Annotated in this window: 21 protein-coding genes and 1 riboswitch; of the genes, 14 read left to right on the forward strand and 7 right to left on the reverse strand. The window is 64.3% G+C overall.

Going from position 1 to position 24,149, the window contains the following annotated elements:
• Positions 1–266: 266 nt before the first annotated feature.
• Complete coding sequence (locus AC56LW_RS06350; RefSeq protein ID WP_499632936.1) at positions 267–3,065, reverse strand: valine--tRNA ligase; 2,799 nt, start codon at positions 3,063–3,065, stop codon at positions 267–269.
• Between the two features lie 86 nt (positions 3,066–3,151).
• Positions 3,152–3,258: riboswitch (TPP riboswitch) on the forward strand.
• A 77-nt stretch (positions 3,259–3,335) separates the two neighbouring features.
• Between AC56LW_RS06350 and thiC the strand changes: the two genes are divergently transcribed.
• From thiC to AC56LW_RS06395, 9 genes are all read left to right on the forward strand, one after another.
• A complete protein-coding gene (gene thiC, locus AC56LW_RS06355; protein WP_499632939.1) occupies positions 3,336–5,261 on the forward strand; it encodes a phosphomethylpyrimidine synthase ThiC in 1,926 nt (641 codons plus the stop codon).
• Complete coding sequence (gene thiS / locus AC56LW_RS06360) at positions 5,262–5,465, forward strand: sulfur carrier protein ThiS (protein ID WP_183556875.1); 204 nt, start codon at positions 5,262–5,264, stop codon at positions 5,463–5,465.
• A gap of 11 nt (positions 5,466–5,476) precedes the next feature.
• Entirely contained in the window at positions 5,477–6,295 is an 819-nt protein-coding gene (locus AC56LW_RS06365; RefSeq protein WP_499632942.1) for a thiazole synthase, read from the forward strand.
• On the forward strand, positions 6,292–7,035 hold the full coding sequence (locus AC56LW_RS06370) for a bifunctional hydroxymethylpyrimidine kinase/phosphomethylpyrimidine kinase (protein ID WP_499632945.1): 744 nt from the start codon (positions 6,292–6,294) through the stop codon (positions 7,033–7,035). The genes AC56LW_RS06365 and AC56LW_RS06370 overlap by 4 nt, the downstream gene beginning before the upstream one ends.
• Before the next feature lie 10 nt (positions 7,036–7,045).
• Complete coding sequence (gene thiE, locus AC56LW_RS06375; protein ID WP_499632947.1) at positions 7,046–7,660, forward strand: thiamine phosphate synthase; 615 nt, start codon at positions 7,046–7,048, stop codon at positions 7,658–7,660.
• A gap of 38 nt (positions 7,661–7,698) precedes the next feature.
• On the forward strand, positions 7,699–8,412 hold the full coding sequence (locus AC56LW_RS06380) for an ion channel (RefSeq protein ID WP_499632950.1): 714 nt from the start codon (positions 7,699–7,701) through the stop codon (positions 8,410–8,412).
• A gap of 59 nt (positions 8,413–8,471) precedes the next feature.
• Positions 8,472–8,996 (forward strand): GNAT family N-acetyltransferase, encoded by a 525-nt coding sequence (locus tag AC56LW_RS06385; RefSeq protein WP_499632953.1) that lies wholly within the window; start codon positions 8,472–8,474, stop codon positions 8,994–8,996.
• Positions 8,997–9,256: 260 nt separating this feature from the next.
• Complete coding sequence (locus AC56LW_RS06390; protein WP_499632956.1) at positions 9,257–11,179, forward strand: ice-binding family protein; 1,923 nt, start codon at positions 9,257–9,259, stop codon at positions 11,177–11,179.
• A 15-nt stretch (positions 11,180–11,194) separates the two neighbouring features.
• Complete coding sequence (locus tag AC56LW_RS06395) at positions 11,195–12,349, forward strand: OmpA family protein (RefSeq protein ID WP_332532606.1); 1,155 nt, start codon at positions 11,195–11,197, stop codon at positions 12,347–12,349.
• A gap of 84 nt (positions 12,350–12,433) precedes the next feature.
• On the opposite strand, the gene AC56LW_RS06400 is transcribed toward AC56LW_RS06395, so the two are convergent.
• A complete protein-coding gene (locus AC56LW_RS06400) occupies positions 12,434–13,561 on the reverse strand; it encodes a metallophosphoesterase (protein ID WP_332532607.1) in 1,128 nt (375 codons plus the stop codon).
• A 258-nt stretch (positions 13,562–13,819) separates the two neighbouring features.
• On the opposite strand from AC56LW_RS06400, the gene AC56LW_RS06405 reads away from it, so the two are divergent.
• Positions 13,820–14,218 carry a hypothetical protein gene (locus AC56LW_RS06405; RefSeq protein ID WP_332532608.1) on the forward strand — a complete coding sequence of 133 codons (399 nt, stop codon included), beginning with the start codon at positions 13,820–13,822 and terminating at the stop codon, positions 14,216–14,218.
• 22 nt (positions 14,219–14,240) lie between these two features.
• Here AC56LW_RS06405 and pstC read toward each other — a convergent pair whose 3' ends face one another.
• Positions 14,241–15,173 (reverse strand): phosphate ABC transporter permease subunit PstC, encoded by a 933-nt coding sequence (pstC, locus tag AC56LW_RS06410; RefSeq protein WP_499633663.1) that lies wholly within the window; start codon positions 15,171–15,173, stop codon positions 14,241–14,243.
• Positions 15,174–15,475: 302 nt separating this feature from the next.
• Here pstC and AC56LW_RS06415 point away from each other — a divergent pair, with 302 nt between their 5' ends.
• The 3 genes from AC56LW_RS06415 to hpaR all read left to right on the forward strand — a co-directional run bounded on the left by AC56LW_RS06415 (position 15,476) and on the right by hpaR (position 18,350).
• Positions 15,476–16,582 (forward strand): S-(hydroxymethyl)glutathione dehydrogenase/class III alcohol dehydrogenase, encoded by a 1,107-nt coding sequence (locus tag AC56LW_RS06415; RefSeq protein ID WP_183556889.1) that lies wholly within the window; start codon positions 15,476–15,478, stop codon positions 16,580–16,582.
• Positions 16,583–16,793: 211 nt separating this feature from the next.
• A complete protein-coding gene (locus AC56LW_RS06420; RefSeq protein ID WP_499632961.1) occupies positions 16,794–17,639 on the forward strand; it encodes a hypothetical protein in 846 nt (281 codons plus the stop codon).
• A gap of 222 nt (positions 17,640–17,861) precedes the next feature.
• Complete coding sequence (gene hpaR, locus AC56LW_RS06425) at positions 17,862–18,350, forward strand: homoprotocatechuate degradation operon regulator HpaR (protein WP_183556894.1); 489 nt, start codon at positions 17,862–17,864, stop codon at positions 18,348–18,350.
• 30 nt (positions 18,351–18,380) lie between these two features.
• Here the strand turns inward: hpaR and AC56LW_RS06430 are convergent, their stop codons facing one another.
• Positions 18,381–18,926, reverse strand: coding sequence for an SRPBCC family protein (locus AC56LW_RS06430; RefSeq protein ID WP_332532610.1), 546 nt, complete (start codon positions 18,924–18,926; stop codon positions 18,381–18,383).
• A gap of 313 nt (positions 18,927–19,239) precedes the next feature.
• Here AC56LW_RS06430 and AC56LW_RS06435 point away from each other — a divergent pair, with 313 nt between their 5' ends.
• A complete protein-coding gene (locus AC56LW_RS06435; protein ID WP_332532611.1) occupies positions 19,240–21,552 on the forward strand; it encodes a UvrD-helicase domain-containing protein in 2,313 nt (770 codons plus the stop codon).
• Between the two features lie 63 nt (positions 21,553–21,615).
• Here the strand turns inward: AC56LW_RS06435 and AC56LW_RS06440 are convergent, their stop codons facing one another.
• The 3 genes from AC56LW_RS06440 to AC56LW_RS06450 all read right to left on the reverse strand — a co-directional run bounded on the left by AC56LW_RS06440 (position 21,616) and on the right by AC56LW_RS06450 (position 24,000).
• Complete coding sequence (locus AC56LW_RS06440) at positions 21,616–22,401, reverse strand: BPSS1780 family membrane protein (protein ID WP_332532612.1); 786 nt, start codon at positions 22,399–22,401, stop codon at positions 21,616–21,618.
• Positions 22,398–23,393 (reverse strand): homoserine kinase, encoded by a 996-nt coding sequence (locus tag AC56LW_RS06445; RefSeq protein ID WP_332532613.1) that lies wholly within the window; start codon positions 23,391–23,393, stop codon positions 22,398–22,400. The genes AC56LW_RS06440 and AC56LW_RS06445 overlap by 4 nt, the downstream gene beginning before the upstream one ends.
• Positions 23,394–23,457: 64 nt before the next feature.
• Positions 23,458–24,000: a hypothetical protein gene (locus AC56LW_RS06450; RefSeq protein WP_499633665.1), complete on the reverse strand. Its 543-nt coding sequence runs from the start codon at positions 23,998–24,000 to the stop codon at positions 23,458–23,460.
• Positions 24,001–24,149 lie beyond the last annotated feature (149 nt).

The raw sequence follows: 24,149 nt of genomic DNA on the forward strand, positions 1-24,149 counted from the left end.
TCGGCGCCGTTACGCACAAACTAGCGCATCTGATTTACGGCGTTATCCGAACAGGCAAGCCATTCGACGCAAATTTCTTATCGAATCGGCTTGTAATTCAAGACGGTATCTGACCCCGGCTGTGCTCAAGTAGTTAGGGCTGAGGTCGTGTCCGAATGTCAGACCTGACCCCGGCTGTGCCGGCTGTGCTGAATTTATGGATTAAAGTAAGCAGAGCAGAAACAAAAAACGCGGCCGGGGCCGCGTTTTCTTTGGGGACTGGCTGCTTACGCTGCTGCCAGCTTTTCCAGCTGCTCCTGCATCTTGCTGAGCGTGGCCGAGAAGTTCGCCACGCGTTCCTGCTCCTGCGCCACGACGGCGGCCGGGGCGCGGGCGACGAAGCTCTCGTTCGACAGCTTGCCGTTCGCCTTGGCGATTTCACCGGCCACGCGCGCGATTTCTTTCGACAGGCGTTCGCGTTCGGCGGCGACGTCGATCTCGACCTTGAGCATCAGCTTGGTCGTGCCGACGATCGACACGGCCGCCGGCGATTCCGGCAGCGCATCGACGATCTGCACTTCGGCCAGCTTGCCCAGCAGCTGGATGTACGGTGCGAACACCGCCATGTCAGCGCGCCCGGCGTCGCTCGACGGTTCGACGATCAGCGGCACGCGCAGCGACGGCGCCAGCGACATCTCGCCGCGCAGGTTGCGGGTGGCGTCCACCAGCGCCTTCAACTGCTCCATCCAGGCTTCGGCGCCTTCGTCGATCTGCGTCGCATCGGCTTGCGGATACGGTTGCAGCATGATCGTCGGGCCGGTCTTGCCGGCCAGTGGTGCGATGCTCTGCCACAGTGCTTCGGTCACGAACGGGATGATCGGATGCGCCAGGCGCAGGATCACTTCCAGCACGCGCAGCAGCGTGTGGCGCGTCGCGCGTTGCTGCGCTTCGGTGCCTTGCTGGACCTGGACTTTCGACACTTCCAGGTACCAGTCGCAGTATTCATCCCAGACGAACTTGTAGATGCTGTTGGCGATATTGTCGAAGCGGTAGTCGGCAAAGCCCTTGGCGACATCCTGCTCGACTCGGTTCATCAGCGAGATGATCCAGCGATCGGCCTGAGATAAGTCTTCAGGCAATGGGGCGCCGCAATCCTTGCCTTCGGTGTTCATCATCACGAAGCGGGTCGCATTCCACAGCTTGTTGCAGAAGTTACGGTAGCCTTCGGCGCGGCCCAGGTCGAAGTTGATGTTACGGCCCAGCGACGCGTAGCTGGCCATCGTGAAGCGCACGGCGTCGGTGCCGAATGCCGGGATCCCGTCAGGGAATTCGCGGCGCGTGGCCTTGCCGATCTTTTCGGCGGCGCGCGGGTCCATCAGACCCGTGGTGCGCTTGGCCACCAGCGTCTCGACGTCGATGCCGTCGATCAGGTCGATCGGGTCGAGCGTGTTGCCCTTCGACTTCGACATCTTCTGGCCCTGCGAATCGCGTACCAGGCCGTGCACGTAGACGGTCTCGAACGGCACCTTGCCAGTGAAGTGCGCGGTCATCATGACCATGCGCGCGACCCAGAAGAAGATGATGTCGAAGCCCGTGACCAGCACCGACGACGGCAGGAACATCTTCATGTCGGGCGTTTCTTCGGGCCAGCCCATGGTCGAGAAGGGCACCAGCGCCGACGAGAACCACGTGTCGAGCACGTCGTCGTCGCGGCGCAGTGCGCCGGTGATGCCGGCAGCTGCGGCCTTGGCCTGCGCCTCGGCTTCATCGCGCGCGACGACGATCTGGCCGTCTTCGGCGAACCAGGCCGGAATGCGGTGGCCCCACCACAGCTGGCGTGAAATGCACCAGTCCTGGATGTTGCCCAGCCACTGGTTGTAGGTCGTGCTCCAGTTTTCGGGGACGAACTTGATCTCGCCACTGGCGACTTTTTCCAGCGCGACGTCGGTGATCGACTTGCCCGGATTGAACGTGCCTTCCGGCGCCGGCTTGGTCATCGCGACAAACCACTGGTCGGTGAGCATCGGCTCGATCACGACGTTGGTGCGATCGCCCCGCGGGACCATCAGCTTGTGCGGCTTGATCTGTTCCATCAGGCCCAATGCTTCGAGGTCGGCGACGATCTGCTTGCGCGCGGCGAAGCGGTCCAGCCCCTGGTACTGGGCCGGGCCGTTTTCGTTGATCTTGGCGTCGAGCGTGAAGATGCTGATCGGCGCGAGGCCGGCGCGCTGGCCGACCGCGTAATCGTTGAAGTCGTGGGCCGGCGTGATCTTCACGCAGCCGGTGCCGAATTCTTTATCGACGTAGCTGTCGGCGATGATCGGGATTTCACGACCGGTCAATGGCAGCGTGAGCGTCTTGCCGTGCAAATGCAGGTAGCGTTCATCGGTCGGGTCGACCGCGACGGCGACGTCGCCCAGCATCGTTTCAGGGCGCGTGGTGGCGACCGTCAGGTGGCCGCTGCCGTCGGTGAGCGGGTACTGGATGTACCACATGAAGCCGTCTTCTTCCTGCGAGTCGACTTCGAGGTCGGACACGGCCGTGCCCAGCACCGGGTCCCAGTTCACCAGGCGCTTGCCGCGGTAGATCAGGCCCTGCTCGTACAGGCGCACGAAGACTTCGACGACCGATTTCGAGCGCGGCTCGTCCATCGTGAAGTATTCGCGCTGCCAGTCTGGCGACGTGCCCAGGCGGCGCATCTGGCCGGTGATGGTGCTGCCCGATTTTTCTTTCCACTCCCAGACTTTTTCGAGGAATGCGTCGCGGCCCAGGTCATGGCGCGAAATCTTTTGCGCGTCCAGCTGGCGTTCGACGACGATCTGGGTGGCGATGCCGGCGTGGTCGGTGCCCGGGACCCATGCGGTGTTGTAGCCGCGCATGCGGTAGTAGCGCGTCAGGCCATCCATGATCGTCTGGTTGAACGCGTGGCCCATGTGCAGGGTACCGGTGACGTTCGGCGGCGGCAGCTGGGTGCTGAAGGAGGGCTTGCCCTCGTCCATGGTCGCGGCAAAGTAGCCGCGCTGTTCCCACTCTGCGCGCCAGAACTGTTCAATATCGGCTGGCTCGAAAGACTTGGCTAATTCCATGATGTGGTGGCGTGTGATGTGCGAAAAAGACCATTATAAATTACAAGCGCGTATAATTTACCGCGCTGGACGGGGATTGCTCGTCCGGCACACGCTAGGGGTCCTGCCTGTCGTTCCAACGACACGCGGGTGAGAAATACCCTCCGAACCTGATCTGGATAATGCCAGCGAAGGGAAGCAGCCGATTCGTGCGGCCGTGCGCAGTCTTGCGCCCGACCTTGTCGCACCCGGCAACTCCTTTGCTGGCTCTCACGCACGCAAGGGAGCCACATGAACGCACCGCCGAAGTCTTCACAACTGTTCGATGCCGCCACCGCCACGGTGGACCAGGCAGCCATCGCATCGCTACCCAATTCCCGCAAGGTCTACATCGAAGGCAGCCGGCCCGATATCCGCGTGCCGATGCGCGCGATCAGCCAGTCGGCCACGTCCGACAGCTTTGGCGGCGAACCCAATCCGCCGCTGTTCGTCTACGACACGTCCGGGCCGTACACCGAACCGGCCACCGCAATCGATATCCGCAGTGGCCTGGCGCCGATGCGCCAACCCTGGATCGACGGGCGCGGCGACACCGAGCAACTGGCCGGACCATCGTCGCAATTCGGCCAGCAGCGGCTGAACGATCCGGACTTGAGCGCGCTGCGCTTCAACCTGCAGCGCGCGCCCCGCCGCGCCAGGAGCGGCGCGAACGTCACGCAGATGCACTACGCGCGCCAGGGCATCATCACGCCCGAGATGGAATTCATCGCGCTGCGCGAAAACATGCAGCGCAAGGAATACATCGCGTCGCTGCATGCGTCCGGCCCGATGGGCAAGCGGGTTGCCGACCTGATGGGCCGCCAGCATCCGGGCCAGTCGTTCGGCGCCAGCATCCCCGCTGAAATCACGCCGGAATTCGTGCGCTCGGAAGTCGCACGCGGGCGCGCCGTCATTCCCCTCAATATCAACCACCCCGAAATCGAGCCGATGATCATCGGCCGCAACTTCCTGGTCAAGGTCAATGCCAATATCGGCAATTCGGCCGTGACCTCGTCGATCGGCGAAGAAGTCGAAAAGATGACCTGGGCGATCCGCTGGGGCGCCGACACGGTCATGGATCTGTCGACCGGCAAGCACATCCACGAAACGCGCGAATGGATCCTGCGTAACAGCCCGGTCCCGATCGGCACGGTGCCGATCTACCAGGCGCTGGAAAAGGTCAATGGCAAGGCCGAGGACCTGACCTGGGAGATTTTCCGCGACACGCTGATCGAGCAGGCCGAGCAGGGCGTCGACTACTTCACGATCCACGCCGGCGTGCTGCTGCGCTACGTGCCGATGACGGCGAACCGCCTGACGGGCATCGTCTCGCGCGGCGGCTCGATCATGGCCAAGTGGTGCCTGGCGCACCACCGCGAATCGTTCCTGTACACGCACTTCGAAGACATCTGCGCCATCATGAAGGCGTACGACGTGACCTTCAGCCTGGGCGACGGCCTGCGCCCCGGCTCGATCTACGACGCCAACGACGAGGCGCAACTGGCCGAACTGAAAACGCTGGGTGAACTCACGCAGATCGCGTGGAAGCACGATGTGCAGACGATCATCGAAGGCCCCGGCCACGTGCCGCTGCACCTGATCAAGGAGAACATGGACCTGCAGCTCGAGCAGTGCCATGAAGCGCCGTTCTACACGCTCGGGCCGCTCACGACCGATATCGCGCCCGGGTACGATCACATCACGTCCGGCATCGGCGCGGCCACGATTGGCTGGTACGGCACGGCGATGCTGTGCTACGTGACGCCCAAGGAGCACCTGGGCCTGCCCGACAAGCAGGACGTCAAGGACGGCATCATCACGTACAAGATCGCCGCCCACGCGGCCGACCTGGCCAAGGGCCATCCGGGCGCGCAGCTGCGCGACAACGCGCTCTCAAAAGCACGCTTCGAATTCCGCTGGGACGACCAGTTCAACCTGGGCCTGGATCCCGACAAGGCACGCGAATTCCACGACGAGACCCTGCCCAAGGATTCGGCCAAGGTGGCCCATTTCTGCTCGATGTGCGGCCCGCATTTCTGCTCGATGAAGATCACGCAGGAAGTGCGCGCCTACGCCGCCGCCAATGGCGTGCAGGGCGAGAAGGCCCTGCAGCAGGGGATGCAGGAAAAAGCGATCGAGTTCGTGCGCGACGGCGCCCGGCTGTACCGGGAGGTCTGAATGACGTCCATCGAAGTCAATGGCGCGCCGTGCGGCGTGCCCCCGGGCCAGACGCTCGCCGGGCTGCTCGAGCAGCTGGACCTGAGCGGGCAGGGGATGGCGCTGGCCGTGAACCGCGAGGTGGTGCCACGCCAGCAGTGGCCCACGCGCCGCCTGCAGGCGCAGGACCGGGTCGATATCGTGCGCGCCATCGGTGGCGGCTAAAGGAGAGCAGGATGAATATCATGAACGAAAACATGAAACGAGACGGGCAACCGGATGTACTCACCATCGCCGGGCGCGCCTACCACTCGCGCCTGCTGGTCGGCAGCGGCAAATACCGCGACCTGGCGCAAACGCGCGAGGCCACGCTGGCAGCCGGCGCCGAGATCGTCACCGTGGCGATTCGCCGCGTGAACATCGGCCAGGATCCGAACGCGCCCAGCCTGCTCGACGTGCTGCCGCCGTCCGACTTCACCATCCTGCCCAACACGGCCGGCTGCTTCAATGCGAAGGACGCGGTCTACACGTTGCAGATGGCGCGCGAGCTGCTGGGCGGGCGCAACCTCGTCAAGCTCGAGGTGCTGGGCGACACCACCACGCTGTTCCCGCACATGCCCGAAACACTCAAGGCCGCCGAAACGCTGGTGCGTGACGGTTTCGACGTGATGGTCTACTGCAGCGACGATCCGATCCAGGCCCGCATCCTGCAGGAGATCGGCTGCGTGGCCGTGATGCCGCTGGCGTCGCTGATCGGCTCGGGGATGGGCATTCTCAATCCGTGGAACCTGTCGCTGATCATCGAGCAGGCCACGGTACCGGTGCTGGTCGACGCCGGTGTGGGCACGGCGTCGGATGCGGCGATCGCCATGGAACTCGGCTGCGACGGCGTGCTGATGAACACCGCGATTGCCGGCGCGCGCGACCCGGTGCGCATGGCGCGCGCGATGAAGCATGCGGTGCTGGCCGGGCGCGATGCGTATCTGGCGGGGCGCATGCCGAAGCGCTTCGCGGCCTCGCCATCGTCGCCGGTCGAGGGCAAAGTCACCCCATGACACCGTGCGTGCTGGTCTTCGCCGGGCTCGATCCCGGCGGCGGCGCGGGCCTGGCGGCCGACATCCTGGCCATTGCCGCGCAGGGCGCCCACGCGCTGCCGGTGGCCACGGCGCTGACCTGCCAGGACAACAACCGCGTGTTCGAGGCGCACCCGGTCGACGCCGGCCTGGTCGCGTGCCAGGCCGCGCCGCTGGTTGCTGCCTTCGACATCCGCGCCGTCAAGCTGGGCATCCCCGGCAACGCGGCCAATGCAGCGGCAATCGCGGACGTCATCCGCAGTCTGCGCACGCGGCAGCCGGCGCTGCCGGTAGTGCTGGATCCGGTGCTGGCCAGCGGCCATGGCGATGCGCTGGGGCAGGGCAGCGCCAGCGCCGCCTTGTCCGATTTGCTGACGCTGGCGACGATCGTGCTGCCCAATCTGCCCGAACGCGATGCGCTGGACATGCCAGGCACCATGCAGATGCTCGTCACGGGTGGCCACGCGCCTGGCGACACGGTGATCAACCGCTGGCTGCAGGACGGTCAAGTGTTGGGCGAGTGGCGTTGGCCGCGCCTGCCCGATACCTACCATGGCAGCGGCTGCACGCTGGCTGCCGCACTGGCGGCGCGCCTGGCGCTGGGCGAGTCGATGGCCATCGCCCTCGAGTACGCCCAGGCCTATACACACGCGACGCTGGCGCAATCGTTTGCGATCGCACCGGGCCAGCGCATCCCGCGCCGCCTGTGCCAACCACATTGAAGGAGCCACTATGAAGGGCTTGTATCTCGTCACACCGAACTGGAACGACACCGACCGGCTGCTGGCCGCCACCGACGCTGCGCTGAGCGCCGGCGCAGCGCTCGTGCAATACCGGCACAAGGAGGCCGACGCGCGCCTGCGGCTCGAGCAGGCCACGGCGCTGCTGGCGTTGTGCCGCCGCCACGGCTGCCCGTTCGTCATCAACGACCATCTCGACCTGTGCCAGGCGCTCGACGCCGATGGCGTGCACCTGGGCCACACGGATGGGGGGATCGCGGATGCCCGCGCGCTGCTGGGCCCGGCCAAGATCGTCGGTGCCTCGTGCTACGGCGACCTGGCGCTGGCGCGTGCCGCGCGCGACGCCGGTGCCAGTTACCTTGCCTTTGGTGGCTTTTATCCGTCCCCGGTCAAAAAATACACATTCGTGACGCCACCGGCACTGCTCGACCAGGCGCGCGCCGAGTTCACGCTGCCCCTCGTCGTCATCGGCGGCATGACACCGGCCAACGCCGCGCCGCTGGTCGCGCGGGGCGCCGACATGGTCGCGGCGATCACGAGCGTGTACGGCGCAGCCGACCCGCAGGCAGCCGCGCACGCATTCGGGAGCCTGTTTTCGGCCGGCTGAACCTACAATGGCAGTACTTACGACTTTGTCCTGCCGCCATGATCGCTCCGCGCCTGTTCATCCATACCCGCCGCCATCCTTCCGCCATCCTGCTGCTGGTGCAGCTGCTCGGCATGCTGTCCTATCCGTTCATCGAGGGCACGCGTGCCGGCCAGGTGGCGTTCAACTGCTTCGGCATCGTGGTGCTGGCGTTTGCCATCCGCATGGTGCGGCGCACGCCCGGCGAGGTGCGCGTGAGCTGGGCGCTGGCGGTGCCCATCATCTTCCTGCTGCTGGCGCAGATCCTGCTCGGCTATAACCACCTGCTGGCCTGGTCGTCGGGGCTGGAGGCGCTGTTCTACTTTTATGCGGCCGGCAGCCTGATCGCCTACATGATGGAAGACGAACGGGCCACGACCGACGAGCTGTTCGCGGCCGGCGCCACGTTCACGCTGCTGGCCTGGGCGTTCACGCACATGTACATCCTGCTGCAGGAAGTCCAGCCCGGCACCTTTGCTGCCGCCGTCAATGCGGGCGCGCCGCGTACCTGGACCGAACTCAATTACCTGAGCTTTGCGCTGCTCTCGAGCACGGGCATCGGCGACGTGATTCCACTGACCGCACCGGCGCGGGCGCTGGCCAGCGTCGAAATGCTGGTCGGTTTGATGTACCTGGCGGTGGTCGTGGCGCGGCTGATTGCCTTCACGACCCGCAACCGGATCGAGGTCGGGCGCGCGCGCAAGCGCAAGCTGGAAGAGTGGGAACAGGATTAAGCCACACGGCAGAGATTGCTTGCTAGAATCGTTGTTCGATAACCAACAGGAGCACGTGCATGGCGCACCAACTGGCTGCTTTCACGATCCGCAATTTCACGCCCGATGCATGGCCGGCCTATCGCGCGCTCCGACTGCGCGCGCTGGAAGATGCCCCCGACGCCTTTGGCAGCACGCTGGCCGACGAATCCACGCGGCCGTCCGAAGAATGGGCGGCGCGCCTGGCGCGTGCGGCCACGTCCGGCATCGACCATCCATTGGTAGCCGACGTCGCTGGCAATCTTGCCGGGCTGGCCTGGGCGAAGGTCGACGCGGACGACCCGGCCCTCGTGAACCTGTTCCAGATGTGGGTGGCGCCTGAAGCACGCGGGCAGGGCGTGGCCGCTGGCTTGCTGGCCGAGGCGGTGCGCTGGGCGCAGGCGCGCGGCGCAACTGCTATGCAGCTTGGGGTCAATTGCGCCAACGATGGGGCAGTGCGCTTATATACGCGCGCCGGCTTTGTCGCGACGGGGTGGCAAGAGCCGATGCGGCCAGGATCGGATCAGGTCGAGCAGCGCATGCGTCTGGTCATCGCACCAGTGTGAACATCAGGCTGGTGCGGGGCGTGCGGCGCGCTGAACACCGCTTGTTACCACGTTTTTGATTCAAAGTAGAAATATTTCCTTAATAAACTATTAGTGTGCATAAGCGCGCTACCGCACAGTAGTGCGAGTGCCGAAAAGCAATAGTCCGTTCCGGTTCGCGCTTGCCTGGCAGGCGCCGACCCGATTTCCGTCCTTGGCATGAGTCTCATGCAAAGCAGCTCCGGAAATTGTCTTGAACAGGGAACGACATGATACAAACCGTGAGACGCAACATCAAACGCCTCGTTTGCGGCCTCGGCCTTGCAAGCGCCGTGCTGGCCGCAGGTTGCGGCAGCGGTGACCAGGGCCGTGACCCGGTGCTGGGGCTGCCGGCAGCGAGCCTGGTCAGCGTGGCCGTCGCGCCAACGACCGCATCGGTCGCCATTGGCGCGAGCCAGCAATTCACGGCAACGGCCGCCTACTCCGACGGTACCGCGCGTGACATCACCCGCCTGTCGGCCTGGACCTCGGCCACGCCGGCTGCCGGCACCGTCGATGGCGCCCGTGGCCTTGCTATCGGCGTTGCTGCCGGCACCTCCGTCATCACCGCGGCCTTCGAAGGCAAGAGCGGCGCAGCGACCCTGACCGTCCTGCCGGCCAGGCTGGTGTCGATCGCGGTTGCACCAGTGAATCCGTCGATCAATATCGGCAATGCACAGCAGTTCGTGGCGCTGGGCACCTTCGACGACAAGACGACACGCGACATCAGCGCAGTGTCGACCTTCACGTCGGCCTCCACCGGGGTGGCGTCGATCTCGGCCAGTACTGGCCTGGCGCTCGGCAAGACGGCCGGCACCTCGGTCATCGCTGCCGCCTCCGGCGGGCTCACCGGCAGCGCGACGCTGACGGTGTTGCCGCCAACGCTCGTGTCGTTGGCGCTCACGCCTGGCGCCACCACCTTCGACATCGGCGCCACCGGACAGTTGGCCGTGAACGCCACCTATTCGGATGGCACGGTGGTCGATGTCACGACCGCCAGCACCTACGCCTCGGCCACGCCGGGTGCAGTCAGTGTCGGCACGACCGGCATGATCACCGGCATCGCGGGTGGCACATCGGTCATCACTGCCGGCTTCGGCGGTAAATCGGCCATCGCCAACGCGACGACCAGTGCTGCGGTCGTGACGAGCATTGCCGTCACGCCGGCAAGCGCCGTTGTCGCGGTCAATGGCCTGCGCCGCTACGTCGCAACGGCAACCTACTCGAACAACACGACAGCAGTCATTACCACTACTGCCACTTGGACCTCGTCCTCGACCGCCACCGCCACTGTCCTGCCAACCGGCTGGGCCACCGGCGTCACACCTGGTACGATTGTCGTGACCGCGACCTCTGGCGGCAAATCGGGCAGCGCGAATCTGACCGTCCTTGCACCACGGCCGGTGCCAGTACCTGCGCCTGCACCGGTCCCGGAACCGGAACCGGATCCGGATCCGGCCCCGATCCCTGTGCCAGTGCCAGTGCCAGTGCCAGTCCCAGTGCCCGTGCCAGTCCCCGTCCCAGTACCAGTACCAGTACCAGTACCAGTGCCTCCGGTCGTGGTCCTCGACCCTGTCGACCTGGGTAGCGCGGCGTCGTTCGGTGTGCTGGCCCAGACCTCGCTGACCAACAACGCCGGTGGCACCACCGTCGTTACCGGTAACGTCGGGTCGCCGTCACAAACGACGACGCCAGTCATTGCCGGCGCGTTCCAAACGTACTACACGGGCGCCTTCCTCGATACCGCATTTGCCGACCTCGAGCTGGCCATCACGGACGCCAATCTGCGTCCCTGCACCGTGACGTTCCCGGGCAATATCGATCTGGGCGGCCTGCCTCTCACGCCCGGCGTGTACTGCGCCACCGGCACGATGAACATCACGGGCAAGCTGACGCTCGACGGTCCTGGCGTGTACATCTTCACGAGCACCCAGACGCTCAATACCGTCGCCAATTCCGAAGTGGAATTGATCAATGGGGCCACCGCGGACAACGTGACCTGGGTTCCCGTCGGCGCCACCACGCTCGGTGCAAACAGCATCTTCAAGGGATCGATCCTGGGCCGCGCTGCTGCGATCACCGTGGGCGATAACACGACCCTGCTCAACGGCCGCGTGCTGTCGACCGCTGCCGTCACCCTGAGCAACAACCAGATCACCAAATAAGCGGCTTACCCCATCATGAAAACCACACTCACACTTCTCGCATGCATCGCCATGGCTGGTGCCGGCATCAGCAACGCCTCGGCCGCGGGCCAGGACCAGACCGCCGCCGGGCGCGACGTCATCGACCCGAACTGGGCTGACAGCGCCTGGTACGCTGGCGCCGGCCTGGGCCAGGGCCGCGCCACGATCGACGACGAGCGCATCGCCCGCAGCCTGACTGCCAATGGCGCCAGCCTCGATGCATTCACGACCGACCAGCGCGACCTTGGCTACAAGGTCTTCATCGGCAAGAAATTCAACCGTTACTTTGCCATCGAGGGCGGTTACTTCGACCTCGGCAAGTTCGGCTTCCAGGCAAACACGTCCGGAAACGGCAGCGGTGTCCTGCGCGGCGAGACGAAATTTCGCGGCGTCAATCTCGACCTCATCGGCCATCTGCCGCTGACCGAACGCCTGTCGGCGCTGGCCCGTATCGGTGGCCAGTACGGCCGCTCGACGGCGACGTTCTCGGGCAACCGGCTCAATGCCGTCACCGCGCCGAATCCCGAAAAGGAAGAGAAGTTCCAGGCCAAGGTCGGCCTGGGCCTGCAATACCAGATCAACGATGCCTGGGCAGTGCGCGGCGAAGTGGAGCGCTATCGTCTGCGTGATCCGCTGGGCAACCGTGGCGAGATGGACCTGGCTTCGATCAGCCTGATCCGCGCGTTCGGCCGTCCTGCTGCGCGCACGATCCCTGCGCCGGCGCCGGTGGCTGCGCCGCAGGAAGTGCAACCGGTCGCGCCGGTTGTCGAAGCGGCGCCGCAGCCGGTGTCGGAGAAAGTGTCGTTCGCGGCCGAGGCGCTGTTCGATTTCGACCGCGCGCTCGTCAAGCCGGAAGGCAAGGCTGCTCTGGACGACCTGATGCGCAAGCTGCAAGGCATGGACACCGAAGTCATGATCGCCGTCGGTCACACCGATTCGGTCGGCTCGGACGCGTACAACCAGAAGCTGTCGCTGCGCCGCGCCGATGCCGTCAAGGCCTACCTGGTCTCGAAGGGCCTCGATCAGGCGCGCCTGTACACCGAAGGCAAAGGCGAAACGCAGCCGATCGCGGACAATGCCACGGCCGAAGGCCGCGCCCGCAACCGCCGCGTCGTGATCGAAGTGGTCGGTACGCGCACCACGCGTTAAGGGTCAGCAGGGAGGGTCAGTCGACCTTCCATCGCTGCATCGTCAAGCCGTCCCCGCTGCCAGCAGCCGGGACGGCTTGTTGTTTCATGAGGGTACGGCCTGGCGCCGCAGCGTGATCCGGGTCAGCTCGGACGGCACGCCCAGGCGCAGCGCGAAGCCCGGCCACAATGCGGTGCCATTGTTCAGGTACATGGTCATGCCATCGACGTCGTAGCGGCCCGACACGAAGCCGTTGTTGGCGCGCGCCACCACCCGATCGAGCCCGACGATCATGCCGCCGTGGGTGTGGCCAGACAATTGCAGCGCCACGCCGCGGCTGGCGGCATGACGCGCATTGCGCGGCTGGTGGTCGAGCAGGATCACCGGTGCGCCGGCCGGCGCGCCGCGCAAGGCCGCATCGACATCGGGCGCCGCCGCGCCCGTCTGCGGGGCGGTCACGTCGTTGACACCGGCCAGCACCAGCTGTCCGGCGCCGCGCTTGAGAACGGTATGGCTGTTGTCCAGCGGCGTCATGTTGAGCCCCGCGAAATACGCCATCCACGCCTTGTGGCCGAAGAAGTACTCATGGTTGCCGGGAATGACCCAGACGCCGTCGGGTGCGCGCAGGTCGCGCAGCGGTGCCACGTCGCGTTCGCGGTGTGCAATATTGCCGTCGATGAGGTCGCCGGTAATGACGATCAGGTCGGCGTCCAGCGCATTGGTGTCGGCGACGACCTTGCGCGTCCACGGTGCGTCGAACAGGCGGCTGATGTGCAGGTCGGTCAGGTGCACGACCTGGTAGCCGTCGAATTCGTGTGGCAGGTTCTTCACCTCGATCAGCACGTCTTCGAGCGACGGCGACTTGATCGCCTGGTTCACGCCCAGGGCTGCCAGCAGCGCGGCGGCGACGGCGATGCCATAGCGCAGGCGTGGCGCAATCGCCACGCGCCGGCGCCGGATCGCCATCACGATCAGGGCGCCGGCATCGACCAGCAACTGGAACACGGCCAGCAGCAGGATCGCGCCAAAGCCCCAGTTGAACAGGATCACCAGCCCTTTCGGGAATTCAGGCGAGAACACGCTGCCCGACGACAGGCGCGACCACAGGTGGTATTGCGAGACCAGCACCAGCACGACGGCGCTGGCTACTTTCGATTTCGTGGACAACGGCAGCGGCCAGAGCCAGCGCACCAGGACCAGCAGGCAGGGAAGGCTGAACATCAGATGAAACATCAGCTGCGCTCCATTCGTGCCGGGAAGCGGCCTGCAGTGACGGGAGGGGTGGTGCGTGGGCGCTTCATGACGCCCACGGAATGAGTCGAGTAAATATGCATCGTGCGGTCTGCCTGAATAAACTAACCGGCAAGCATAGCCTAGATTGGCCGCGGGCACAGGCGGCCTCGTCAGCATGGACGGGGCGCGGTATAGTCTTCGATGAGACGCCAGTGCCGGCACGGCGGCTGGCACGGACCCGATCATGATTGGATGGCCATGCAGAAAATAGAGTTCGCCATGTTGATGCGCCTGGCCCAGGCGTCGGCGGCAGTCACGACGCCATGCAGCTGTACCGAGGTGCCCTTGACCGCCTGGATGGCGCAGCCGCTGACGCTGGAACTGGACCGTTTTGAAGACATCGGCACCTTGCTCGACGATCCGTACGACGAGCCGACGTTCACGGAATACCATCCGGCGGGCACGCGCTACGAAAGTGCGGACGCGCCCATCGCGCCCGGCTTTTATCCGTATAACCGCTGCACGGTGGCGCGCTGCACGACGTGTGGCCGGGTTTATCTTCGCTACAACGAGGCTGGCGGCTACTTTACCGAGTGGCGCATTCGCGCGCTGCAGCCAGGCCTGCTGGTGGACGCGCCGTCATCGCAACGTCCGTGATCGGCGACCCGGCGCACGCCGGCTAGGCCGTGCCTTCGCGCCGCTGCATCCGCACCAGCATGAGCTTTGCGGCGCATAGCACGATAAAGGTGATGGCAAACAGGATCAGTCCCAGTGCATACAGCGACGCGACATGCAGCGCTTTTTCCGCTTCGCCGAATTCGTTTGCCAGCGTCGAAGAGATCGAACTGCCGGCAGCAAACAGCGACCAGGACAGCCGATGCGCATTGCCGATCACAAAGGTGACCGCCATCGTTTCGCCCAGCGCCCGCCCCAGGCCGAGCATCACGCCGCCGACCACACCGTTGCGGGTGTAGGGCAGCACGACCCTGCATGCCACTTCCCACTTCGTGCAACCAAGACCATAGGCCGATTCCTTGAGCACTGCCGGCACGATCGTGAAGACGTCGCGCATGACGGATGCAATGAACGGAATGATCATGATCGACAGGATCAGGCCGGCGGTCAGGATGCCCAGGCCGGTTTGTGAGCCTGCAAACAGCTTGCCGATCACCGGAACCTGGCCGAGCGTGCTGGCCAGCAAGGGCTGGACGTAATCCGCGAACAGAGGCGCGAAAACGAAAAAGCCCCACATGCCGTAGATGATCGATGGCACACCGGCCAGCAACTCGACTGCAGTACCCAGCGGGCGGCGCAGCCATGCGGGACAGATTTCGGTCAGAAACAGCGCGACGCCAAAGCTGATCGGAACCGCCACGGCCAGCGCAATGAACGAGGTCGCCAGCGTGCCGCCGATGGCGATCATCGCGCCGAACTGCTCGTTGACCGGGTCCCATTCGACCCGCGTGACGAATCTGGGACCGAACTCGCGCAGGGCCGGCCACGCGCCGATCGTCAGCGAAGCGATGATGCCGGCCAGTATGACCAGAACCGATGCAGCGAACAGGCCGGTGGTTCGATGAAACAGGAAATCCTGGCGCCGTCGTGCGCTCATCGTGCCCGGCCGGCGCGTGGCGTGCAGGTCTGCGTCGGATTCGTCGGGCAGCGCGTGCCGGTGCGCGATCTTGTAGTCAGCCGTATTCATCACGTGTTCCTCGAGGCGCCGTTGGATGGCCCGGGGGCAGGTAATGCGCGTCCCCGACGAATGCGGACTGTAATGACAGCATGTGACGGCGTCATGACGCCTGGATCGGCAGGCGCATCTGCAGCGCGCGGCCATGTTGCCGCAAGCTTGTTATCATGATGTTTTGCAGCGCGCCTGCGCGCGCGGGTCCATTCAAGCAACGGGAAAACGACATGAAAACCAAGGCAGCAATCGCGTGGAAGGCGGGTCAGCCGCTGACGATCGAAGAAGTGGAACTCGAAGGCCCGAAGGCCGGTGAAGTGCTGGTCGAGATCAAGGCCACCGGCATTTGCCACACGGACTACTACACGCTGTCGGGCGCCGATCCGGAAGGTATCTTCCCGTCGATCCTGGGCCATGAAGGCGCCGGCGTGGTGGTGGATGTCGGCCCGGGCGTGACCAGCCTGCGCAAGGACGATCACGTGATTCCGCTGTACACGCCGGAATGCCGCCAGTGCAAATTCTGCCTGTCGCAAAAGACCAATCTGTGCCAGGCGATCCGCTCGACGCAGGGCCGCGGCCTGATGCCGGATGCGACGTCGCGCTTCTCGATCGACGGCCAGCCGATCTATCACTACATGGGCACGTCGACTTTCTCGAACTACATCGTGGTGCCCGAGATCGCCCTGGCGAAGGTGCGCAATGACGCGCCGTTCGACAAGATCTGCTATATCGGTTGCGGCGTGACCACCGGCATCGGCGCCGTGATCTTCACCGCCAAGGTGGAGGCGGGCGCGAATGTCGTCGTGTTCGGCCTGGGCGGTATCGGCCTGAACGTGATCCAGGCAGCCCGCATGGTCGGCGCCGACAAGATCATCGGTGTCGACCTGAACCCGGAACGCGAAGCGATGGCGCGCAAGTTCGGCATGACCCATTTCATCAATCCGACGCAGGTCGAGAACGTGGTCGACGCCATTGTTCAATTGACCGATGGCGGCGCCGACTACAGCTTCGAGTGCATCGGCAACGTGAACACGATGCGCCAGGCGCTCGAGTGCTGCCACAAGGGCTGGGGCAAGTCGATCATCATCGGCGTGGCCGCTGCCGGCCAGGAAATTGCCACCCGTCCGTTCCAGCTGGTGACGGGCCGCGAATGGAAGGGCTCGGCCTTCGGCGGCGCCCGTGGGCGCACCGACGTGCCGAAGATCGTCGACTGGTACATGGAAAACAAGATCAATATCGACGATCTGATCACCCACCACCTGCCGCTCGACCGTATCAACGAAGGTTTCGACCTGATGAAGTCGGGCGAGTCGATCCGCTCGGTGGTCGTGTATTAAGTCAGGGCAGGCCTCGCAGTCTGCGCTCTCTGTCTGAATTCAACGCGGCCTTCGGGCCGCGTTGTCGTTCTGGGCCCCGATTGACGGTCTGCGCCGCGATTTCGACGGCCTGTCGCAGCGCGCTGGTTCGTGACGGGAGCGGCGGCTAGAGTGATGTCATCGCCGGCTGCGTCCGGCCCGTTGTCATTGTCCCTGGCCCAAGGAGAACATCATGCCGCATCCTGCACCGCTCACGCGCCGACTGGCGCTTCCCTTCATCGGTCTGGCGCTGTGCGCTGCGTCGCTGGCATTGACCGTGCCCCTGCAGGCTGGCGCGCAGGAAGCCAAGCGGGCGGTGCGCGTGACGCAGGGCGAGCCGTACGCGCTGGTGCGCGGCAAGGAAGGCAGCTTCAATATCAGTGGCAGCAGCGATGACTGGCCGGCGGTGAAAGCGGCCCAGCGCGTCATTCCCGGCGAGTTCATCTGGTTCCGTGAAGATGGACGCGACTACGTGATCCAGGATGCCGCGGTGATGGCCAAGGTGCGCACGGCCTGGGCGCCGCTGGATCGGCTGAGTGCCCGCATGGACGTGCACAGCAAGGAGATGGATGTGCACAGCAAGAAAATGGATGTGCTGGGGCGCCAGATGGACCGGGTTGCGGTCAGCAAGGACAACCTGCCCAGTGAGCGCGACATGCGTGAAATCGATGGTGGCATGCAGGCGCTGGGCCAGCACATGGAGCGTCTGAGCAGCCAGATGCAAACAGCACGTGACCAGGCCGAGCGCGAGCGCCTGAGCCGCGAGATGGCCGCAACCGGCGCGCGCATGAATGCCGCGGGGCGGCAGATCGGCCAGGCCTACGACTCGCCGCAGATACGCAAGTCGCACGCAGCGATGGAGGCGATCGGCCGCCAAATGGAAGAGGCCGGCAAACCGATGCATGTGCTGGGCGAGCAAATGGGCATGCTGGGCAAGGAGATGGAGCGCGAAAGCAAAGTCGCCGACAAGACGGTGCGCGCATTGATCCGCGATGCACGGGCGAATGGTCTGGCGCGGCCGGCGCCGGTTGCGGGTTGATGCGCGCCCGTTGATGTGAAGAGGGCGGCCATCGAGCCGCCCTTTTGTGCTTCGGAAGGGTTACGGTAATATCTGTTCACAAAAAATTCGCATGGAATCGCCTGCGTGAAGCGAAATCCACCGGGCTGGCAAGTATATTAGTCAGCCAGGCACGACTGCCGCGCTTCCTGCGCAGCGGCCGATGCAGAACCAGAGACAGAATCACCTATTACGGAGCATTCCTTGGCCCGCCGGATCACCCACCGCAATCTTCCCCAGCTTTTTCTGAAGGCGCGAGAATCGTTGTTGCTGCACTTCCGTCCCATCCTCAACCATTTCGGCGTGACCGAACAGCAATGGCGCATCCTGCGCGTGCTGGACGAGCATGAGCAACTCGAGCCACGGGAGATGTGCGAACTGTGCCAGATCCTGAGCCCGAGCATGACGGGCGTGCTGTCGCGGATGGAAGAGCTGGGGCTGATCGAGCGCCAGCGCGTGGCGGCCGACCAGCGCCGCATCTGGGTGCGCCTCGCTCCGAAGGGCGACCGCCTGATCGACGATATCGCGCCGCTCATCGAGCGCCAGTACAAACTGATCGAAGCGGCCTACGGCGCGCAGGTCGTGGCCGATCTGTCGCTGGCGCTCGAAGGTTTTATTGCCGCGCAGACGACGCCGGTCGAGCGCGTGGCGCTGCCGGCGTCGATCAAGCCGGTCAACAGCCGCCGGCCGTAGCCGGCGTGCCTGTGCCGGCGCGCGGGTCGATCAATGCTGGTCGACCTTGCCGCGCCAGGCGCCGGTTTCACTGCCACGCTGCTCGAGCAGTTCCTTCAGATTGGCCAGGTTGGCGCGCGCTTCCATGCGCACGGCGCCCAGGGCATCGCCCAGCGTTTCCAGCGCGCCTTCGGGCTCGTAATCCATCTGCAGCGCGATGCGCGTGACAGTATCCGAGATCTTGTGGAAGGTGACGACACCACCATTTTTCACGCCGGTGACGCTGCGCCATGCAATGCGGTCATCCGGGATCTGCTCGGTGATCTCGGCATCCCACTCTTTCTCTTCGCCGGCGACGTTCGCACGCCAGTGCAGGTGCTTGTCGTCGAGCTGGCGGATTTCCTTCACGCTTTTCATGAATTGCGGGAAGTCTTCGAATTGCGTGAACTGGTTATAGGCAGTGCTTACGGGCACATTGATCTCGATGGTTTCGACAATCCCCGAGCTGGCGCCAAAGCCATTGTTTCCCTTGAGTTTTTTTGACAGCATGACACCGCCAACGGCCAGTGCGGCCATGGTCACTACGCGTCCTAGCATGATCATTCTCCTTGTTAAGATTTTCACGAGCTTGTCGCAAAGCTGGTGTTAACATAAGCGAAACACTCGTCACACGGCGCGCGGTTGCGAAGCTTGAATCGTGAAAATTGCGCGAAGTTAATCCTATTTCTTCGGTGAAATGTCCGAAGATAACGGCGGGAAGGGTGGCAACGTTAGTCGGTGGGCGCTTCTGCGGTGCAGTCCGGATTGATACCAATGGCGCACCGTTCAACAGCGTATTGGTCCGCATTCGTCACGCGTACGCCACGAAACTGGATGGGCATACAGTATATCGCGGCGGTATAATGGCCGGATGCTGAAACTCGACACCCTGAATCCTGAACAATTTGCCGCCGTCACCTTGCCGGCGCAAAGCGCCCTGATCCTGGCCGGCGCCGGCTCGGGCAAGACGCGCGTTCTGACCACGCGGATTGCCTGGCTGATCCAGACCAACCAGGTCTCGCCCGCTGGGATCATGGCGGTGACGTTCACGAACAAGGCCGCGAAAGAAATGCTCACGCGCCTGTCGTCGATGCTGCCGATCAATACGCGCGGCATGTGGATCGGCACCTTCCACGGCCTGTGCAACCGGCTGCTGCGCACGCACTACCGCGACGCCGCGCTGCCGCAGACGTTCCAGATTCTCGATTCGCAAGACCAGCTTTCGCTGATCAAGCGCATGCTCAAGGCGCACAACGTCGACGATGAAAAGTACCCGGCCAAGGCGCTGATGTACTTCATCAACAACGCCAAGGACCAGGGCTTGCGCGCGTCGCAGGTCGAGGCCTACGACCCGATCGAGCGCCGCATGGTCGAGCTGTATGAACTGTACGACCAGCAGTGCCAGCGCGAAGGCGTCGTCGATTTCGCCGAACTGCTGCTGCGCTCGTATGAGCTGTTGTCGCGCAATACGCCGCTGCGCCATCACTACCAGATGCGCTTCCGTCACATCCTGGTCGACGAGTTCCAGGATACCAACGACCTCCAATACAATCTGCTCAAGCTGCTGGCGGGGCAGGGCGAGTCGGGCGGCGGCGCCATCTTTGCCGTCGGCGACGATGACCAGAGCATCTACGCCTTCCGCGGCGCCAACGTCGGCAATATGTCGGCGTTCGAACGCGACTACCAGGTCAAGAACCTGATCAAGCTCGAGCAGAATTACCGCTCGCATGGCCACATCCTCGACAGTGCCAACTTCCTGATCGCCAACAACGCCAAGCGCCTGGGCAAGAACCTGCGCACGGATGCGGGCCAGGGCGAGCAGGTGCGCGTGTATGAGGCCTCGTCGGATCTCGAAGAAGCGCAGTGGATCATCGAAGAATCCAAGAGCCTCATGAACGAGGGCATGGGCCGCAATGAAATCGCGATCCTGTACCGCAGCAACGCGCAGAGCCGCGTGATCGAGCATGCGCTGTTTGCGGCCGGTATTCCGTACACCGTGTATGGCGGCCTGCGCTACTTCCAGCGCGCCGAGGTCAAGCACGCGATCGCCTATCTGCAGCTGATGGACAATCCGCACAACGATTCGGCCTTCATGCGCGTGGTGAACTTCCCCACGCGCGGCATCGGCGCGCGCTCGATCGAGCAGTTGCAGATGGCGGCCGACAGCTACGGTATTTCGCTGTATGCGGCCGTGCCGTACATGACGGGCAAGGCAGGCACCGTGCTGGGCAACTTCGTCAAGCTGATCGAAGGCGCGCGCTTCGAGACCCAGCAATTGCCGCTGCCCGAGCTGGTGCGCGTGGTGCTCGAGCGCAGTACGCTGCTGACGCACTACGGCAATGAAAAAGAAGGCGCCGACCGTATCGAAAACCTGGAGCAGATGGTCAGCGCCGCGACCCAGTTCGTGCAAGAAGAGGGCTTCGGCACCCAGGCGCCGGCCCACCTCGGCCCACCGGCGCAGGCGCAGGCCGGTGAATCGGTCGTGTATCAGGATGGCATCGAGATCCTCGATGGCGGTGCGCCGCTGCCCACCGTGATGTCGCCGCTGTCGGCCTTCCTGTCGCACGCGTCGCTCGAAGCGGGCGATGCCCAAGCGCAGGCCGGGCAAGAGGCGCTGCAACTGATGACGGTGCACTCGGCCAAGGGCCTTGAATTCGACGCCGTGTTCATCACGGGTCTCGAAGAAGGCCTGTTCCCGCACGAGAGCAGCGCGCGCGAGGCCGACGGTGTCGACGAAGAACGGCGCCTGATGTACGTGGCGATCACGCGCGCGCGCCGCCGTCTGTACATGAGCTTTACGCAGCAGCGCATGCTGCATGGTCAAACGCGCTTCAACATGAAATCGCGCTTCTTCGACGAACTGCCCGATGAATCGATCAAGTGGCTGTCGCCGCGCGTCCAGGGCAACTGGTTTGGCGGGCGCAAGTCGACGACGGCATGGGACGACGCCAAGTTCCGCGAAGGCGGCAGCGACAACAAGATCGCGCAGCAGATCACGCAAAAGGCCGGCAATGGTACTGGCTGGCGGGTGGGCGAGAGCGTGGTTCACGCCAAGTTCGGCGAAGGCGTGATCGTCAACATCGAGGGCGGCGCCGGTGCGGCGCGGGCCCAGATCAACTTCGGTTCGGCGGGGGTGAAGGTGCTGGATCTGTCGATCGCGAAGCTGGAGCGGGTAGGCCGCTAAGGGAAAGGCCAACGCCGGCGGCAATGCCGCCAGCGTTGGCTGATTGTTGCTGATCGTTGCTGATTACCGCTGCTTGTCGAGGCTGACCTTGTTGCCGGGTTCTGCCGGTGGCTTGCCGAAGATCTCGCGATAGCCCACATACAGCGCGCACTGCAGCAGCAGGATGAACAGGAAGATCACCCACATGATCACCACGCGCGCGATGCTGCTGCCGCCCAGGATGACAGCGATGACCATGCACACGGTAAAGAAGATGCCGAACCACGCCAGCAGCATCACGATGAAAATGCCGGCGCTGCGTTTGACGGCAAAAAAGCTGTAGAACACGGCCTTGAACGGCGGCATTTTCTGCCAATAGGTCAGCGGCGCAGCAAAGCACAGTGAAATCAGCGCCACCGCGTCGAGCGCAAAAATCAGGAACATCGCCAGCACGTCCTGGCCTGCCAGCACGGCCGGGGTGCCTTCCGTACTCTGGGCCTGCACCTGTTCCCAGAAGTCCGGCTGCACGGCAAAGCGCGTGATCAGCGTCAGGATCAGCGACACGCCCAGATAGACGATGCCGACCTTGCACAGCTCACGCAGCACCGGCTTGCGAAAACCTGTCAGCGCCACGGCCGGCGTGACGCGCTGGCCGTTTTCGATCATCGAGCACGCCATCATGAACGCCATCGAGAACGAGGGAATCAGCACCACCGCCACCATCGCGCCCAGCACCGGCACGGCGCTGATCAGAATACTGACCAGGATATTGGCGAACAGCAGCGTGGTCAGCGCGGCCGGTTGTTGACGAAACAGCAGGGCGCCATTTTTAAGCCAGGTCCAGCCGGTAGATGCAGGTAGTTTGTTCATGTAATGACAGTGGTGGGCAAGCCCGGCGCGGGGTGCGCAATGCGCTCGCGCAGAATACGTTCGAAATGGGTGGGGTCGTGCGGCGTCAACAGTTCGGCCGCGCGGGGAAGGTGCAGATCATACAGGCGTGACAGCCAGAAGCGTAGTGCGCCCGCGCGCAACAGCGGTTGCCAGGCGTCGCGCTCGTCGTCGGTGAACGGGCGCACCGCGTGGTAAGCGTCGAGCAGGGCGCGCACGCGCGCTTCGTCCAGCTCGCCCGTGGCCAGGTCGACGCACCAGTCGTTGACGGTGACGGCCACGTCGTACAGCCAGGTGTCGATGCCGGCAAAGTAAAAGTCGAAGCAGCCGCTCAGGCGCTCGCCTTCGAACATCACGTTATTGCGAAACAGATCGGCGTGCACCGGGCCGCGGGTCAGGTTGGCATAGGTAGCGCTCGCGGCGAATGTGGCCTGGAACGCGACTTCGTCCCGCAGCAGCGTGGCTTCGGCTTCGCTCAGCAACGGGGCGACCTCGGGTGCGGTCGCTGTCCACCAGTCGATGCCGCGCAGGTTCGGCTGCTGCAATGCAAAGTCCTGCGCCGCCAGATGCATCCGCGCCAGCATGCGGCCCACTTCGGCGCAGTGCACCGGCTGGGGAGCGAGCTGCGAGCTGCCGTTCAGGCGGCTGACGATGATCGCCGGCTTGTCGTGCAGGCTCACGATCAGCTCGCCATCGTTGTTGGGCACCGGCGCCGGCACGGGAATGCCGCGCCCGGCCAGGTGGCGCATCAGGTTGACATAGAAGGGGAGCTGATCGAAGCGCAGGTTCTCGAAGATCGTCAACACGTAGTGACCGGACTGCGGACCGGACTGCGTACCGTGCTGAGTATTCAAGAAGAAATTGCTGTTGTCGATGCCGGAGGAAATGCCTTCAAGCCCGACGGCCTGGCCGAGGGGGAACTGCTTGATCCACTGGTGAAGGTCATCCAGCGAGACCGCGGTGAAAACTGCCATGAGCTAGCAAGAAAGAGAAGTGGACGATGGCCGCGAGACTGCCGCGCGAACGCGGCAGGCGGGATCATTGTTTGGTGGTCGGCTCGAGCGCAGGAGGCGGCGGCACATCGGCGCGCGCCGGGACGTTCCCGGCGGCACCGGCACGGGCTGGCGCCGCGGCAGCTGGCTGCTCGTCGGTGTTCTGCTTCTTGGGATTGCCAATATCAAATTCCATCACTTGCCATTGTGGGGCGCGGATGCTGCTGCCCGAGATATCGCCTGGTTGGGCATTTCCCGGTGCAACGTTGGGCTTCATGGTGTAGCGGCTTGGGCCGGCTTGCACTTCGACTTCGTTGATCTTGCCATCATTGCCGCGTTTCTCGGTAATGACCGTGCCTTTGCGCGGCGGGATCGTCGTGGCCGGTACGTCGCTGCCCGGCTCGATGCGCTCGAGCTGCGGCGGCGCGTCGCTTGGACGCTGCTGCTGCGCTGGCTGGGCTGGCGTCGTGGCGCGTGGCGCCGGCTGGGTCTGCGTTTGCGGTGGTGTGGTCGGCTGCGCCGAGGCCAGGCCCGCGTGGGCGAACAGGCACAGCGTCAGGAGGGCAAAGCGGGGTGTCGAGCGCAGCATGATGGTCACCTAATGTCGTTTAGTCCATTGTAGCAAACAGTACCGCCTCCCTGTGAAACGTGTGCCACATCCCATGATTGCTGCGAGGAATTGAGACGCTGGAGCGGGCGCTGCTCATCATGCGGATTCTGCGATAATGGCAGCGACCC

It is taken from the genome of Telluria sp. LT2P80 (assembly GCF_059685955.1).